The sequence below is a fragment of the Streptomyces sp. NPDC051561 genome (assembly GCF_044454195.1).
In the GTDB taxonomy this organism is placed as follows: domain Bacteria; phylum Actinomycetota; class Actinomycetes; order Streptomycetales; family Streptomycetaceae; genus Streptomyces.
Genome location: NZ_JBITDM010000025.1, coordinates 84,696 through 100,309 on the forward strand (window position 1 = coordinate 84,696; position 15,614 = coordinate 100,309).

At 71.2% G+C, this 15,614-nt stretch carries 13 protein-coding genes; 11 read left to right on the forward strand and 2 right to left on the reverse strand.

What is annotated here, in order from left to right; translation table 11 throughout:
• Positions 1-194: 194 nt before the first annotated feature.
• The 4 genes from ACIA73_RS35645 (at position 195) to glmM (ending at position 4,832) form a co-directional block, all read left to right on the forward strand.
• Positions 195-1,823 (forward strand): ABC-F family ATP-binding cassette domain-containing protein, encoded by a 1,629-nt coding sequence (locus ACIA73_RS35645; RefSeq protein ID WP_399443088.1) that lies wholly within the window; start codon positions 195-197, stop codon positions 1,821-1,823.
• Positions 1,824-2,248: 425 nt separating this feature from the next.
• Positions 2,249-2,692 (forward strand): 50S ribosomal protein L13, encoded by a 444-nt coding sequence (gene rplM, locus ACIA73_RS35650; RefSeq protein ID WP_362417360.1) that lies wholly within the window; start codon positions 2,249-2,251, stop codon positions 2,690-2,692.
• A 46-nt stretch (positions 2,693-2,738) separates the two neighbouring features.
• Positions 2,739-3,266, forward strand: a complete 528-nt coding sequence (rpsI, locus tag ACIA73_RS35655) for a 30S ribosomal protein S9 (protein ID WP_399443090.1) — start codon at positions 2,739-2,741, stop codon at positions 3,264-3,266.
• A gap of 198 nt (positions 3,267-3,464) precedes the next feature.
• Positions 3,465-4,832 (forward strand): phosphoglucosamine mutase, encoded by a 1,368-nt coding sequence (gene glmM, locus ACIA73_RS35660; RefSeq protein ID WP_399443091.1) that lies wholly within the window; start codon positions 3,465-3,467, stop codon positions 4,830-4,832.
• A 117-nt stretch (positions 4,833-4,949) separates the two neighbouring features.
• On the opposite strand, the gene coaA is transcribed toward glmM, so the two are convergent.
• Positions 4,950-5,927, reverse strand: a complete 978-nt coding sequence (coaA, locus tag ACIA73_RS35665; RefSeq protein ID WP_399443092.1) for a type I pantothenate kinase — start codon at positions 5,925-5,927, stop codon at positions 4,950-4,952.
• A gap of 322 nt (positions 5,928-6,249) precedes the next feature.
• On the opposite strand from coaA, the gene ACIA73_RS35670 reads away from it, so the two are divergent.
• The 4 genes from ACIA73_RS35670 to ACIA73_RS35685 all read left to right on the forward strand — a co-directional run bounded on the left by ACIA73_RS35670 (position 6,250) and on the right by ACIA73_RS35685 (position 11,097).
• Positions 6,250-7,044 carry a hypothetical protein gene (locus ACIA73_RS35670; RefSeq protein ID WP_399443093.1) on the forward strand — a complete coding sequence of 265 codons (795 nt, stop codon included), beginning with the start codon at positions 6,250-6,252 and terminating at the stop codon, positions 7,042-7,044.
• 121 nt (positions 7,045-7,165) lie between these two features.
• Positions 7,166-9,013, forward strand: a complete 1,848-nt coding sequence (gene glmS / locus ACIA73_RS35675; protein WP_399443094.1) for a glutamine--fructose-6-phosphate transaminase (isomerizing) — start codon at positions 7,166-7,168, stop codon at positions 9,011-9,013.
• Between the two features lie 36 nt (positions 9,014-9,049).
• Positions 9,050-9,418 (forward strand): holo-ACP synthase, encoded by a 369-nt coding sequence (locus tag ACIA73_RS35680; RefSeq protein ID WP_399443095.1) that lies wholly within the window; start codon positions 9,050-9,052, stop codon positions 9,416-9,418.
• A gap of 89 nt (positions 9,419-9,507) precedes the next feature.
• Positions 9,508-11,097 (forward strand): NAD(P)H-hydrate dehydratase, encoded by a 1,590-nt coding sequence (locus tag ACIA73_RS35685; protein WP_399443096.1) that lies wholly within the window; start codon positions 9,508-9,510, stop codon positions 11,095-11,097.
• 53 nt (positions 11,098-11,150) lie between these two features.
• On the opposite strand, the gene ACIA73_RS35690 is transcribed toward ACIA73_RS35685, so the two are convergent.
• On the reverse strand, positions 11,151-12,017 hold the full coding sequence (locus ACIA73_RS35690; protein WP_399443098.1) for a L,D-transpeptidase: 867 nt from the start codon (positions 12,015-12,017) through the stop codon (positions 11,151-11,153).
• Between the two features lie 309 nt (positions 12,018-12,326).
• On the opposite strand from ACIA73_RS35690, the gene alr reads away from it, so the two are divergent.
• The 3 genes from alr (at position 12,327) to tsaE (ending at position 15,432) form a co-directional block, all read left to right on the forward strand.
• Entirely contained in the window at positions 12,327-13,586 is a 1,260-nt protein-coding gene (gene alr, locus ACIA73_RS35695; protein ID WP_399443104.1) for an alanine racemase, read from the forward strand.
• A 72-nt stretch (positions 13,587-13,658) separates the two neighbouring features.
• Entirely contained in the window at positions 13,659-14,909 is a 1,251-nt protein-coding gene (locus ACIA73_RS35700; RefSeq protein ID WP_399443099.1) for an alpha/beta fold hydrolase, read from the forward strand.
• Entirely contained in the window at positions 14,881-15,432 is a 552-nt protein-coding gene (gene tsaE / locus ACIA73_RS35705) for a tRNA (adenosine(37)-N6)-threonylcarbamoyltransferase complex ATPase subunit type 1 TsaE (protein WP_399443100.1), read from the forward strand. The genes ACIA73_RS35700 and tsaE overlap by 29 nt, the downstream gene beginning before the upstream one ends.
• Positions 15,433-15,614 lie beyond the last annotated feature (182 nt).

The window sequence follows — 15,614 nt, forward strand, 5'->3', positions numbered from 1 at the left end:
GTCCCGCGGGGCCGCTGGTGGGTCCCCCGTGCCCGAAGCTCATGCCGCGCATCTTAACGACCTGGGCCCTGGGGGCGTACGGGTCAGGCAGGCCCATGTGGGGCGGCGGCGGTGGCAGTGGCGGGAGCGAGGGGAGGCGCGGGCGCCCGGGGGCCAGGTAATCGGGTTGGGGCGAGGAGGGCCGGGCGGCGAGAATGCTCGGTATGGGACATCTTGAGGTCGGACATATCGAGTACTACTTGCCGGATGGGCGGGTGCTGCTCGGTGACGTCTCGTTCCGGGTGGGAGAAGGCGCCGTGGTGGCGCTCGTCGGGGCGAACGGGGCAGGCAAGACCACCCTGTTGAAGATCATCGCGGGGGAGCTGCAGGCGCACGGCGGGTCGGTCACGGTGGGTGGCGGGCTCGGTGTGATGGGGCAGTTCGTGGGTTCGGTGCGCGACGAGCGGACCGTGCGTGACCTGCTGGTTTCGGTGTCGCCCGACAGGATTCGGGAGGCCGCCGCCGCCGTCGACAAGGCCGAGCACCTGATCATGACGGTCGATGACGAGGCCGCGCAGATGAACTATGCGCAGGCGCTCAGCGACTGGGCCGAGGCACAGGGGTACGAGGCCGAGACGGTCTGGGACATGTGCACCATGGCCGCGCTGGGGATGCCGTACGACAAGGCACAGTTCCGCGAGGTGCGGACGCTCAGTGGTGGTGAGCAGAAGCGGCTGGTGCTGGAGGCGCTGCTGCGGGGGCCCGATGAGGTGCTGCTGCTCGATGAGCCGGACAACTACCTGGACGTGCCGGGCAAGCGGTGGCTGGAGGGGAAGCTCAAGGAGACGCGGAAGACGGTGCTCTTCGTGAGCCACGACCGGGAGCTGCTGTCACGGGCCGCCGAGAAGATCGTGAGCATGGAGCCGGGGCCCGCCGGGTCGGACGTGTGGGTGCACGGTGGCGGCTTCGGGACGTACCACGACGCCCGTACCGAGCGGTTCGAGCGGTTCGAGGAGCTGCTGAGGCGCTGGCAGGAGGAGCACGCGCGGCTCAAGGCGCTGGTGCTGCGGCTGCGCGGGCAGGCGGCGATCAGCCCGGACATGGCGTCGAGGTATCACGCGATGCAGACGCGGTTCAAGAAGTTCGAGGACGCGGGACCGCCGCCCGAGCCGCCGCGGAAGCAGGACATCCGGATGCGGCTGAAGGGTGGCCGGACCGGGGTGCGGGCGCTCACCGTGGAGCAACTGGAGCTGACCGGGCTGATGAAGCCGTTCGACCTGGAGGTGTTCTACGGGGAGCGGGTGGCCGTTCTCGGGTCGAACGGGTCCGGGAAGTCGCACTTCCTGCGGTTGCTGGCCGGGGAGGACGTCAAGCACACCGGGGCGTGGAAGCTGGGGGCGCGGGTGGTGCCCGGGCACTTCGCGCAGACGCACGCGCATCCGGAGCTGATGGGGCGGACGCTGGTCGACATCCTGTGGGCGGAGCACTCGAAGGACCGGGGCGGAGCGATGTCGGTGCTGCGGCGGTACGAGTTGGAGCGGCAGGGGGATCAGGGGTTCGACCGGTTGTCGGGTGGGCAGCAGGCGCGGTTCCAGATTCTGCTGCTGGAGCTGCGGGGCACGACTGCGCTGCTGCTGGACGAGCCGACGGACAACCTTGACCTGGAGTCGGCGGAAGCGTTGCAGGAGGGGCTGGAGGCGTACGAGGGGACGGTGCTGGCGGTGACGCACGACCGGTGGTTCGCGAAGTCCTTCGACCGGTATTTGGTGTTTGGGTCGGATGGGGTGGTGAGGGAGACGGCGGAGCCGGTGTGGGACGAGCGGAGGGTGGAGCGGGCCAGGTAGGGGTGCGGTGGGGGTACGGGGCCGGGGTGGTCCGGGGCGGGGGGTGCGACTCCGTCGGGGGCCGCCCCCTTGCCCGCCCGTTCCGCCCCCCGGGGGGCGGCCCCGCCGCCCAAGCGGGCGAGGTATGGCGGGGAGGGGACGGCCCCGCGCCCAAGGGGCTGACGGGACGGGAGTGGCGGGCGGCGGCGCCCGCCGAGGGGGCTGGCGGGGGTGTTTTGACCTGGTCGGGGGAGTGCGGGTAATGTCGGGGGTTGTTATACGTATGGGCGCCCCCGGTTTTGCGCGGAGGGGCCCCTGCGTAGGTTCCCTGGAGCAGTTACCAGTGGTTCGCATACGGGCGGTGTACCCGGCAGTGCGAGCCCCAGCTGCATGATCGCTTCAGGTGTGTCTGGTACCCCATCCACTGAAGAAGCGAAGGCTACGAAGTGCGTACGTACAGCCCCAAGCCCGGCGATGTCACTCGCCAGTGGCACATCATCGACGCTCAGGACATCGTCCTGGGCCGTCTGGCGACCACGGCAGCGAACCTCCTGCGAGGCAAGCACAAGCCGACCTATGCCCCGCACATGGACATGGGTGACTTCGTCATCATCATCAACGCCGAGAAGATCCACCTCTCCGGCAACAAGAAGACCCAGAAGATGGCGTACCGCCACTCCGGCTTCCCGGGCGGCCTCCGCTCCATGCGCTACGACGAGCTCATGGAGAAGAGCCCCGAGAAGGCCGTCGAGAAGGCCATCAAGGGCATGATCCCCAAGAACACCCTGGGCCGTCAGATGCTCTCGAAGCTGAAGATCTACGCAGGCGACCAGCACCCGCACGCTGCTCAGCAGCCGGTCGCGTACGAGATCACCCAGGTCGCGCAGTAGTTCCGGCCACACCCCCCAAGACGTACAGAAAGATCTGAGGAGCATCGTGGCCGAGACCACTGTTGAGACCCCCGTCGAGGGCACCGAGGGCGAAGAGACCTTCGCTGAGGTGACCACCTTCGAGTCGGAGGTTCCCGTCGAGGGCGAGTACACCAGCGAGTCGCTCGCCGGCCGCTTCGGCGACCCGCAGCCCGCCGCCGGCCTTGGCCGTCGCAAGAACGCCATCGCCCGCGTCCGGATCGTTCCGGGCACCGGCAAGTGGAAGATCAACGGGCGTACGCTTGAGGACTACTTCCCGAACAAGGTCCACCAGCAGGAAGTCAACGAGCCCTTCAAGGTGCTCGAACTGGACGACCGCTACGACGTCATCGCCCGCATCTCGGGTGGCGGCGTTTCGGGTCAGGCCGGTGCGCTCCGTCTCGGTGTCGCCCGTGCGCTGAACGAGGCCGACGTCGACAACAACCGCGCCATCCTGAAGAAGAACGGCTTCCTCTCGCGTGACGACCGTGCGGTCGAGCGCAAGAAGGCCGGTCTCAAGAAGGCCCGCAAGGCGCCGCAGTACAGCAAGCGTTAATCACGCCCCTGCTGGCTGCCAGACGCTTCACCGTTCGCCCCGGTGGCACTCTCCGTGCCACCGGGGCGTTCGTTTAGCCCGGACCGATCACATCCGATCATGGGGTCCGGGACTTGAACCTTGTCGATCCCCTCGGGCGTTCCAACGGGCAGAAAGCGCCCAGGGGTTTGTGTTTTCGGAGTATTTCGGAGGACAACTGTGGGACGACTCTTCGGTACAGACGGAGTGCGCGGCGTCGCCAACGCGGATCTGACGGCGGAGCTCGCGCTCGGTCTGTCGGTCGCGGCGGCACACGTGCTCGCCGAGGCAGGCACCTTTGAGGGCCACCGGCCGACCGCCGTGGTCGGGCGTGACCCGCGTGCCTCGGGTGAGTTCCTGGAGGCCGCCGTGGTGGCCGGTCTGGCGAGCGCGGGCGTGGACGTCCTGCGCGTCGGTGTGCTGCCCACCCCCGCGGTGGCGTATCTCACCGGTGCGCTGGGCGCCGACCTCGGCGTGATGCTCTCGGCCAGCCACAACGCGATGCCCGACAACGGCATCAAGTTCTTCGCGCGCGGCGGCCACAAGCTGGCCGACGAGCTGGAAGTGCGCATCGAGAACGTCTACGAGCAGCACCGCAGCGGCGAGGCCTGGGACCGCCCGACCGGCGCCGGAGTGGGCCGTGTCTCCGATTACGACGAGGGCTTCGACAAGTACATCGCCCACCTGATGGGCGTACTGCCGAACCGCCTCGACGGCCTCAAGGTCGTCCTCGACGAGGCGCACGGTGCCGCTTCCCGGGTGTCCCCGGAGGCGTTCGCGCGCGCCGGTGCCCAGATCGTCACCATCGGCGCCGAGCCCGACGGCCTCAACATCAACGACGGCTACGGCTCCACCCACATGGAGCGCCTCCAGGCCGCCGTCGTGGAGCACGGAGCCGACCTCGGCATCGCGCACGACGGCGACGCCGACCGCTGCCTGGCCGTGGACGCGGCGGGCAACGAGGTCGACGGCGACCAGATCCTCGCCGTCCTCTCCCTCGCCATGCGCGAGGCCGGTCAGCTCCGCAAGAACACCGTGGTCGGCACCGTGATGTCCAACCTCGGCTTCAAGCTGGCCATGGAGGGCGAAGGCATCGAGGTCGTCCAGACCGGTGTCGGCGACCGCTACGTCCTGGAGTCGATGAAGGAGCACGGCTACGCGCTGGGCGGTGAGCAGTCCGGGCACGTCATCGTCCTGGACCACGCCACCACCGGTGACGGCACCCTGACCGGCCTGATGCTGGCCGCGCGGATCGCCGCCACCGGCCGCACCCTGGCCGACCTGGCGGGCGTCATGTCGCGGCTGCCGCAGATTCTGATCAACGTCCCCGACGTGGACAAGTCCCGGGTCGCCACCTCGGCCGAGCTGACCGCCGCGGTCACCGCCGCCGAGTCCGAGCTGGGCTCGACCGGCCGGGTGCTGCTGCGCCCCTCTGGCACCGAGCCGCTGGTACGGGTCATGGTCGAGGCCGCCGACATCGACCAGGCGCAGGCGGTCGCGGGCCGGCTCGCCGATGTGGTCAAGTCCGCGCTGGGCCAAGCGGGTTGAGCGTCTGATTCTTGACGTCGATGGGGCCGCCGGTAGCACTACCGGCGGCCCCGTCGGCGTACCAGTCGGGCCCCGGGCTCCGGCCCGGCGGTCGGCCCGGCAGGCGAGAACCCGTACTCACAGCTTGCGCAGTGACAGGCGCTGGACCTTGTGGTCGGGGCCCTTGCGGACGACCAGGGTGGCGCGGCCCCGGGTGGGGGCGACGTTCTCCAGGAGGTTGGGGCGGTTGATGGTGCGCCAGGTGTTGCGGGCGTACTCCATCGCCTCCTCCTCGGAGACCTGGGTGTACTTGCGGAAGTACGAGAAGGGGTTCTGGAAGGCGGTGGCGCGGAGCTTGCGGAACCGGTTGAGGTACCACTGCTCGATGTCCTCGTGGCGGGCGTCGACGTACACCGAGAAGTCGAAGTAGTCGGCGAGGCCGACGCGGGTCTTGCCGTCGCTGCCGGGGAGGGCGGGCTGGAGCACGTTGAGGCCCTCGACGATCAGGATGTCGGGGCGGTGCACGGTGAGGCGCTCGTCGGGGACGATGTCGTAGATCAGGTGGGAGTAGACGGGTGCGGTGACCTCGTCCTTTCCGGCCTTCACATCGGCGACGAAGCGGGTCAGGGCGCGCCGGTCGTACGACTCGGGGAAGCCCTTGCGGGCCATCAGGCCGCGCTTCTCCAGCTCCTTCATGGGGTAGAGGAAGCCGTCGGTGGTGACGAGTTCGACGCGCGGGTGCTCCGGCCAGCGGGCCAGCAGGGCCTGGAGGAGGCGGGCGACGGTCGACTTGCCGACGGCGACGCTGCCGGCGACCCCTATGACGAAGGGGGTGCCGCGCTGGGTGCCGTTCTCGCCGAGGAAGGTGTTGAGGGCGCCGCGCAGATTGCCGGTGGCTCCGACGTACAGATTGAGCAGACGCGAGAGCGGGAGGTAGATGTCGCGCACCTCGTCGAGGTCGATGACGTCGCCCAGGCCTCGCAGCCGCTCGACCTCCTCGGCGGTGAGGGGCAGCGGCGTCTTCTCGCGCAGGGCGCTCCACTCCGCGCGGGTGAGGTCCAGGTACGGGGACGACTCCGACCGGCGGTGGGAGCTTCGTGGCGGCGAAGTGATCACTGGATCATTGTCGGGGTTGTCCGGCGGCCGTGGGGGGCCTGGAGTGGTGGGCTCGGTCACGTGGGGGCGCTCCGGGAGAGGTTGTACGGGGCTGCGTCTCGATTGGGGGGAGGTGGGGTCGCGGCGGCGTCACGATCTTGGGACGGGCAGGAATTCGGTGTTCCGGGGGGCGGGGCGGGCTCTACATTGCGTGAGCACAACAGATTCCGCGTGAGAGGGCTTGGTGAACTGCACGCGGGGGGACCGTTGTTGGCCATTTCTGGCCGTTGTTCATCATTCGCCGCATTCGCGGTGTTCGTATGCCTTTCGGAGGAACCCTTTCATGCGCCGCACTCTGTTCCGTCGTACCGCTGTCGCTGCCGTGTCCGCTGCGTCACTCGCCCTGCTGGTGAGCGGGTGCGGCGCGGACGCGACCGCTCCGGATGCCAAGGGGAAGGACAAGGGGGCGTCGGCGGCTCCGGAGAAGAGCGCGGAGGCGCCGGCCGGGAAGGCCCTGACGTCGGCCGAGCTGGACAAGGTGCTGCTCACGCAGGCGGACCTCGCCACCCACCTCGTGAAGAAGGGCACCAAGGCGGACGAGGTCGAGCTGAGCGCGCTCAAGGCCGACAAGCCCGAGTGCTCCCCGCTGCTGGAGGCCATTTCCAGTGCGCCGCTGGGCAAGCCGAGCGCGCACGCGCTGGTCAAGGCCGTGCAGAAGCCCGACAAGATGAAGGTCGACCCGAACGCCACGGACGAGGAGAAGTTCGAGGCCGGCATGGGTGCCCTCACTCAGCCCGTCACCGCGGACCGGGTCGCGTCCTACGACGGCACGGGTGCCCAGGACGCCTTCGCCGCCCTCGCCAAGGCGGGCAAGGACTGCGCGGGCGGTTTCAACGCCACCCAGGCCGGCGAGAAGGTCAAGATCACCAAGGTGGTCGCGGACCCGGTGACCGGCGGCGACGAGGCCCAGGGCTGGATTCTCACCATGGATATGGACGGTGAGAAGCCGATGCCGATCAGGGTCGCGGCCGCACGCAAGGGCAACGCGCTCGCCAGCTTCTACACGATCAGCCTCGGCGGCGCGGTGACGGCGCAGCCGACCGGTGTCATCGAGGCGCAGCTGAAGAAGCTGGGCTGAGCCCGGCGACCCCGTTCCGGCCTTCGGGCCGGGGCGGGGTTTTTCGTGCTGTGCGGCTCCCCGGTTTTTCGTGCTGTGCGGTTCCCCGGCCACGGGCTCGGTGCGGCTTACGCTGCCGAGTATGTGTGGAATCGTGGGTTACGTCGGTGGACAGTCGGCACTCGATGTCGTGGTGGCGGGGCTGAAGCGGTTGGAGTACCGGGGGTACGACTCCTCGGGGGTCGCGGTGCTCGCGGACGGCTCGCTGGCCTCGTCGAAGAAGGCGGGCAAGCTCGTCAATCTGGAGAAGGCGCTGGTGGGGCACCCGTTGCCCGCCGGGAGCACGGGGATCGGGCACACCCGGTGGGCCACCCACGGCGGCCCCACCGACGTCAATGCGCACCCGCACCTCGACAACGCGGGCCGGGTCGCCGTCGTGCACAACGGGATCATCGAGAACTTCGCCGCGCTGCGGGCCGAACTCGCCGAGCGCGGCCATGAGTTGGCGTCCGAGACGGACACCGAGGTGGTCGCGCATCTGCTGGCCGAGCACTTCTCGGCGAGTGGCGACCTGGCGGAGTCGATGCGGCAGGTGTGCCGACGGCTGGAAGGCGCGTTCACACTGGTCGCGGTCCACGCGGACGAGCCGGACGTGGTGGTCGGGGCGAGGCGGAACTCCCCGCTGGTGGTGGGCGTTGGAGAAGGTGAGTCCTTCCTCGCGTCGGACGTGGCCGCGTTCATCGCCCATACGCGCTCCGCGATCGAGCTGGGGCAGGACCAGGTGGTGGAGCTGCGCCGGGACGGGGTCACCGTCACCGACTTCGACGGTGCGCCGGCCGACGTGCGGGCGTACCACGTGGACTGGGACGCTTCGGCGGCTGAGAAGGGGGGTTACGACTACTTCATGCTCAAGGAGATCGCCGAGCAGCCCAAGGCGGTCGCTGACACCCTCCTGGGCCGGATCGACGCCGCCGGTGCGCTGACGCTCGACGAGGTGCGGATCCCCGACTCCGTGCTGCGCGAGGTCGACAAGGTGGTGGTGGTCGCCTGCGGGACGGCGTACCACGCGGGCATGATCGCCAAGTACGCGATCGAGCACTGGACCCGGCTGCCCTGCGAGACCGAGCTGGCCAGCGAATTCCGCTACCGGGACCCGATCCTGGACCCGCGCACGCTGGTGATCGCGATCTCGCAGTCCGGCGAGACCATGGACACCCTGATGGCGCTGCGCCATGCCCGGGAGCAGGGCGCGAAGGTGCTCGCCATCTGCAACACCAACGGGTCGACGATTCCCCGGGAGTCGGACGCGGTGCTGTACACGCACGCCGGGCCCGAGGTGGCGGTCGCGTCGACGAAGGCGTTTTTGACCCAGCTGGTGGCCTGCTATCTGGTGGCGCTGTACCTCGGGCAGGTGCGGGGGACCAAGTGGGGCGACGAAGTGCGGGACGTCGTAAGGGAATTGTCGGAGATCTCCGGGGCGGTGGAGGAAGTGCTCGGCACGATGGAGCCGGTACGGGAGCTGGCGCGGTCGCTCGCCGACAAGAACACGGTGCTCTTCCTCGGCCGGCACGTGGGGTATCCGGTGGCGCTGGAGGGTGCGCTGAAGCTCAAGGAGCTGGCGTACATGCACGCGGAGGGGTTCGCGGCCGGAGAGCTCAAGCACGGGCCGATCGCACTGGTGGAGGAGGATCTGCCGGTGGTCGTCGTGGTGCCCTCGGCGCGCGGGCGCTCGGTGCTGCACGACAAGATCGTGTCCAACATCCAGGAGATCCGGGCGCGCGGGGCGCGGACGATCGTGATCGCGGAGGAGGGGGACGAGGCGGTGGTGCCGTACGCCGACCATCTGATCCGGGTGCCGCGAACGCCTACGCTGCTTCAGCCGTTGGTGACGACGGTTCCGTTGCAGGTGTTCGCCTGCGAGCTGGCTACGGCTCGGGGCAATGAGGTGGACCAGCCGAGGAATCTGGCGAAGTCCGTGACTGTGGAGTGAGCGAGTGAGTGAGCGAGTGAGTGGGCGAGTGGGCGCGTGATTGTTGGGGTCGGGATCGATGTCGCGGAGATCGAGCGGTTCGGGGCGGCGCTGGCCCGCACCCCGCAGATGGCCCAACGGCTTTTTGTGGAGCGGGAGTTGATGCTTCCCAGCGGGGAGCGGCGGGGGATCGCCTCGCTGGCGGCCCGGTTCGCCGCCAAGGAGGCGCTGGCCAAGGCGCTGGGGGCGCCGGCCGGGCTGCTGTGGACCGACGCGGAGGTGTGCGTCGAGGAGTCGGGGCAGCCTCGGCTGGAGGTGTGGGGGACGGTGGCCGCGCGGGCCCAGGCGCTGGGGGTGCGGTCGTGGCATGTGTCGCTCAGCCATGATGCGGGGATCGCTTCGGCGGTGGTGATCGCGGAGGGGTGACCGCGAGGGGGCTGAGGGCTGGGCAGGGGCCCGGTGCGGCCGGGCCCGTGGCCGGGGCATGGTTCCGGGTGCTGGGGCAGACTCGGAGCATGCGTACCGCTTACAGCGTCGAGACCGTACGGGCCGCCGAGCGCGAGGCCATGGCCAGGCTTCCGGAGGGCGCGCTGATGCAGCGCGCCGCAGCCGGACTGGCCGCCGCCTGCGCCGATCTCCTCGGGCGGCGGGTGTACGGGTCACGGGTCGTGCTGCTGGTCGGCAGCGGGGACAACGGCGGCGACACGCTGTACGCGGGGGCCAGGCTGGCGCGGCGCGGGGCGGGGGTCGTGGCGGTACTGCTGGCTCCGGAGCGCACCCACGCGGGTGGGCTTGCCGCGCTGCGGAAGGCGGGCGGGCGGGTGCTGGAGGGGCCGCACGGGGACGCTGGTGCCGTTGCTTCTTCCGGTGCTTCCAGTGCGTCCGGTGCGTCCGGTACTTCGAGTGCTTCCGGTGTGTCCGGTGCTGCCACGGCTGCCGGTGCTGTCCAGGACGCCGATGCCGTGGTGGCCGCCCGTGCCGCAGGGGCGTACGCCGTCATCGCCCGTGCCGATCTGGTGCTCGACGGCATCGTCGGTATCGGCGGCCGGGGCGGGCTGCGCCCGGAGGCCGTGCCGCTGGTGCGGGCCGCGCGGGCTTCCGGGGCCGCGGTGGTCGCCGTGGACCTGCCCAGCGGGGTCGACGCGGACACCGGCGAGGTCGGCGGGGAGTGCGTGCGGGCGGACGCGACGGTGACCTTCGGGGCGTACAAGCCGGGACTGCTCATCGACCCTGCCGGGGAGTACGCGGGAGCGCTGCGCCTCGTCGACATCGGGCTGGAGACGGCGGGGGTGCCCGCGGATGTCGAGGCGCTTCAGCACGCCGACGTGGCAGGGCTGTTGCCGGTGCCGGGCGGGGAGAGCGACAAGTACCGGCGGGGTGTGGTGGGGGTGGTCGCCGGATCGGCCCGCTACCCCGGTGCCGCGGTGCTGGCGGTGGCCGGGGCGCTGCGCGGCGGGGCGGGTGCCGTGCGGTACGTGGGGCAGGGCGGGGACGCGGTTCTCGCGCGCTTCCCGGAGACGCTGGTGAGCACGGGGACGCCGGGCGAGGCGGGCCGGGTGCAGGCGTGGGTGATCGGTCCCGGGCTCGACGACGGGGCGAAGGGCGCGCTGGAGGAGGTGCTCGCCTCCGACGTGCCGGTGCTGGTGGACGCGGACGGGCTGCGGGAGCTCGATCCGCAGACGGTACGGGGGCGGAGCGCGGCCACCGTGCTGACGCCGCACGCGGGGGAGGCGGCAAGGCTGCTCGGGGTGGAGCGGGGGGTGGTGGAGGCGCGCCGGCTGGACTCCGCGCGACGGCTGGCGGTGCTCTACGGGGCGACGGTGCTGCTCAAGGGGTCGACCACGCTGGTGGCGCCGCCGGACGGGGGGCCGGTGCGGGTGAATCCGACGGGGACGGCATGGCTGGCCACGGCCGGGAGCGGGGACGTGCTGTCGGGGGTGACGGGGTCGCTGCTGGCGGCGGGGCTCTCCGGGATGGACGCGGCGTCGGTGGGGGCGTATCTGCACGGGCTCGCGGCCAGGGGCGCGGCGAAGGGGGCGCCGATCTCGGCGGGTGAGGTGGCGGAGGGGATCGGGGAGGCGTGGCGGGGAGTGCGGGGTCTCTGAGGGGAGCGGGGCCTGTGGGAGGGGGCGGGGTGCGCCGCCTCCCACAGGGGCCGTCAGCCCTGCTGCACCCGGGGGTCGATCGGAGTGTTCAGGTCCCACTCGATCGGAATGTCCTCACCGCCGAACCCCTTGATCACCAGCTCGTCGTCGGTGAGCAGCCGGTCGTGGCCCTCCCAGCTGCGCACCTGGGTGCCCGGCTTGGCGCCCCAGACGTACACCCTGCTGCCCACGCGCAGCTGGCTCCACAGGCGCTGCGCGTCCTTGACGTAGAGGTTCACGCAGCCGCCCGAGCCCGACTTGAAGAGATCGCCGTAGGTGCCGTGCAGGGCCTGGCCGCCGTCGAAGAACTGGCTGTACGGCATGGGGGAGTTGTTGTAGAGGGTGGAGAAGTGGTTCTTGTGCTTCCAGTAGACCTTGTGCCACCCGGTGCGGGTCTCCTTGCCGCGGATGCCGCTGCGGATCGGTACCGGGGCGAAGACGACCTTCTTGCCCTTCTGCACCCAGAGCAGCTGGCGCGGCAGGTCGACGCAGGTGACCAGGTAACTGCGGACCGGGCACTTGCCCGCCGCGTTGGGGTTCCTGGTGGCCTCGCGGACCAGCAGCAGCCCGTGGGTCTTGGCGGTGGCCCGGCCGTTCGCCGGCCTGATGCCCAGCTGCCGCTGGAGCTTGCGGATGGCGACGCAGTCCGCCGTGGACTGCTTGCCGTCTACGCGGAGACCGAGCTTGCGCTCCAGCTGCCTCTGGTACGGGCCGGTGGCCGCGGTGCACGGTGGTTCCGGCGCCGCCGACGCGGCCGGGACGACGGATCCGCCGGACGTCACGGGCGTGGCCGCCGCCGACGCGACCGGGGCGACCGCGGTGACCGCCACGGCCACCAGACCGGCCAGCGCGGGCATACGGGCGAGATGGGCGCGCTTCATGGTTCCTCAGCTCCTCCAGCGTCCGGCGGGGCCCTGAACGCGCACCGCCTTGTCGTCCCATCGGGCGGCCCCCGGGCCCCGCGCGCCACGCACGGTCTGCCGCAAGGGTGAACAGTCCGGCCAAATGTGTGACATCGGGTGAATTACCGCATACGTACAGGAACCTGGACGCCCGACCCGCGGTGGGATCGGTCACCCAACACACGGCCTCGACCGGCGCTGTCGTACCCCTCTGAGAGACTGAACGCGATGACCGTGACAGACGAGACCGTGGCGAGCGACGTGATGAGCATGGCGACGAGCCGGCCGATGGCCGAGGCGACGACGCGGGCCCCGCTGCGGGCCCGCGCCGAGATCGATCTCGCCGCCCTGCGCGCCAACGTCCGTTCGCTGCGCGAACGCGCCCCGGGTGCCGCCCTGATGGCCGTCGTGAAGTCGGACGCGTACGGCCACGGCGCGCTGCCCTGCGCCCGCGCCGCCCTCCAGGCCGGCGCGACCTGGCTCGGTACGGCGACCCCGCAGGAGGCACTCGCCCTGCGCGCCGCCGGGATCACCCCGGCCGACGCCCGGGTGATGTGCTGGCTGTGGACCCCTGGCGGCCCCTGGCGCGAGGCGATCGAGGCGGACCTCGACCTGGGCATCGGCGGGATGTGGGCGCTGCGCGAGGTCACCGACGCCGCCCGGGCCCTCGGACGTACGGCAAGGATCCAGCTCAAGGCGGACACCGGACTCGGGCGCGGCGGCTGCCAGCCCGGCGACTGGGCCGAACTGGTGGCCGCCGCCCGCGCCGCCGAGACCGAGGGCACCGCCCGCGTCACCGGACTCTGGTCGCACCTCGCCTGCGCGGACGAGCCGGGGCACCCCTCCGTCCCGCTCCAACTCACCGCGTTCCACGAGATGGTGGAGTACGCGGAGGGCCGGGGCCTGCGCCCCGAGGTGCGCCACCTCGCCAACTCCCCTGCCACCCTGACCCTGCCGGACACCCACTTCGACCTCGTCCGCACCGGCATCGCGATGTACGGAGTCTCGCCGAGCCCGGAGCTGGGCACACCCGCCGAGCTGGGCCTGCGCCCGGTGATGACGCTGGCCGCGTCCGTCGCCCTGGTGAAGGACGTACCCGCAGGTCACGGCGTCAGCTACGGGCACCATTACGTCACCGAGCGCGACACCACCCTCGGTCTGATCCCGGTCGGGTACGCCGACGGGGTGCCGCGCAACGCGTCGGGACGTGGCCCGGTGCTGGTCGGCGGGCGGTGGCGGCGGGCCCGTGGACGTATCGCCATGGATCAGTTCGTGGTCGATCTCGGCGGTGAGACGGTCGAACCCGGGGCGGAAGCGATCCTGTTCGGACCGGGCGACCGGGGCGAGCCGACCGCGGAGGACTGGGCGCGGGCCGCGGACACGATTGCGTACGAGATCGTCACGCGCATCGGTCAGCGGGTTCCGCGCGTCTATGTCAACGAGGACCATGTCCCCGAGGATCAGGATCAAGGCCGGGGGCAGGATCAAGTCCGAGGACCGGATCAGGGTCAAGGACCGGGTCAGGGCCGAGGACAGGGTCAGGGCTAGAGGTCAGGATCAGGGCTAGAGGTCAGGATCAGGGCTAGAGGTCAGGGTCGGGGCACCAGCTAGGAGCGGCACGTGAGCGAGAGCAGCGCGGAGGGCGTGGCCGCCGCGGCACAGGCGGCGGTCCAGGCGGCCGATTCCGCTGCGCCGGGCAGCTGGCGCCGGGCCGGACTGGCGGGCGCGGCGATAGGCGTGGTGGCCGCGGGCGCCGCCGCCGGTGTCGCCATCGAGCGGCTCACCGTCGGCCGGGGCATGCGCAAGAAGGCCCGCCTCGCCCTGGACGCGGCCGGCCCGTACGGCGCACTGCGCGGAACGCCCGGTACCGCTCTCGCCGACGACGGAACCGAGCTCTACTTCGAGACGGACGAGGTGGATCCGGAGGAGAGCGCGTCGGCAGGCAAGCAGCGCCGGAAGCTCTTCGGGCGACGTAGCCCCACCGCCCCCGTCACCGTCGTCTTCAGCCACGGCTACTGCCTCAACCAGGACTCCTGGCACTTCCAGCGCCTCGCCCTGCGCGGCGCGGTCCGCAGTGTCCACTGGGACCAGCGCAGCCACGGCCGCTCGGCACGCGGCATGGCCCAGGCCGACGGCACCCCCGTCGACATCGACCAGCTCGGCCGCGACCTGAAGGCCGTCATCGACGCGACGGCACCCGAGGGGCCCCTGGTGCTGGTGGGTCATTCGATGGGCGGCATGACGGTGATGGCGCTGGCCGACCAGTACCCGGAGCTGATCCGCGACCGGGTCGTCGGGGTCGCCCTCGTCGGCACGTCGTCGGGGCACATGGGCGAGGTCAACTTCGGGCTCCCGGTCGCCGGGATGAACGCGGTGCGCCGCGTCCTGCCGCGCGTGCTGCGCACCCTGGGCTCGCAGACGGAGCTGGTGGAGCGGGGGCGGCGGGCGACGGCCGACCTCTTCGCGGGGATAGTCAAGCGGTACTCGTTCGGGTCGCGGGACGTGGACCCGGCGGTGGCCCGGTTCGCGGAGCGGCTGATCGAGGGGACGCCGATCGACGTGGTCGCCGAGTTCTACCCTGCGTTCCAGGACCACGACAAGGCAGCGGCCCTCCAGATCTTCGCGGAGGTCCCGGTGCTGGTCCTCGCCGGTACGAAGGACCTGGTCACGCCCAGTTCGCACAGCGAGGCCATCGCGGCGCTGCTGCCGGACGCGGAGCTGGTGATCGTGCCCGACGCGGGGCACCTGGTGATGCTGGAGCTCCCCGATCTGGTGAACGGGCGGCTGACGGAGCTGCTGGCCAGGGTGGGGGCCGTGCCGCCACGTCGTAACGTTGACCGGCATGGAAGCACCGCACAGCGGGGCGGCTGAGCACGCCCCCGGTACCGATCCGGTCCGTTCGATCAATACGGCCTCCGTCGTCGTCAACTCACCTGCGGAAATGGGGGAGTTGGGGCGTGCGCTGGCGAAGCTGCTGCGCCCCGGCGACCTGGTGATGCTCACCGGGGAGCTCGGCGCGGGCAAGACCACGCTGACCCGGGGGCTCGGCGAGGGGCTCGGGGTGCGGGGGGCCGTGACCTCGCCGACCTTCGTGATCGCCCGGGTCCATCCGCCGCTCGGTGACGGGCCCGCGCTGGTGCACGTCGACGCGTACCGGCTGGGGGGCGGGCTCGACGAGATGGAGGACCTCGACCTGGATGTCTCGCTGCCGGAGTCCGTGATCGTCGTGGAGTGGGGCGACGGGAAGGTCGAGGAGCTGTCGGACGACCGGTTGCATGTGGTGATCGACAGGGCGACGGGGGACACGGACGACGACGTACGGAAGGTGCGGCTCGACGGGATCGGGGGCCGCTGGGCGGGGGAGGACCTCGCCGGGCTGGGGCTGGAGGACTGAGACGGGCGGGCGGGCGCGGGGGCAGTGAGGGGTGGGGGGGGGGGGGGGGGGGGGGGGGGCCGGGGGGCGGGGGGGGGGGGGGGGGGGGTTTTGGGGGGGGGCGGCCCCTGGATGGGGGGCCCCCCCGGTGGTGGGGTGAGGGCTAGTTGGGGAGGTCCTGGGGGTACCAGAGAGCTCGACGG

Excerpts from the sequence above, each read along its gene's own strand:
- ACIA73_RS35645 (WP_399443088.1), top strand. The coding sequence starts at position 195 with ATGCTCGGTATGGGACATCTTGAGGTCGGACATATCGAGTACTACTTG.
- ACIA73_RS35670 (WP_399443093.1), top strand. The coding sequence starts at position 6,250 with ATGCGCCGCACTCTGTTCCGTCGTACCGCTGTCGCTGCCGTGTCCGCT.
- glmS (WP_399443094.1), top strand. The coding sequence starts at position 7,166 with ATGTGTGGAATCGTGGGTTACGTCGGTGGACAGTCGGCACTCGATGTC.
- ACIA73_RS35685 (WP_399443096.1), top strand. The coding sequence starts at position 9,508 with ATGCGTACCGCTTACAGCGTCGAGACCGTACGGGCCGCCGAGCGCGAG.
- ACIA73_RS35690 (WP_399443098.1), bottom strand. The coding sequence starts at position 12,017 with ATGAAGCGCGCCCATCTCGCCCGTATGCCCGCGCTGGCCGGTCTGGTG.
- alr (WP_399443104.1), top strand. The coding sequence starts at position 12,327 with ATGGCCGAGGCGACGACGCGGGCCCCGCTGCGGGCCCGCGCCGAGATC.
- tsaE (WP_399443100.1), top strand. The coding sequence starts at position 14,881 with ATGGAAGCACCGCACAGCGGGGCGGCTGAGCACGCCCCCGGTACCGAT.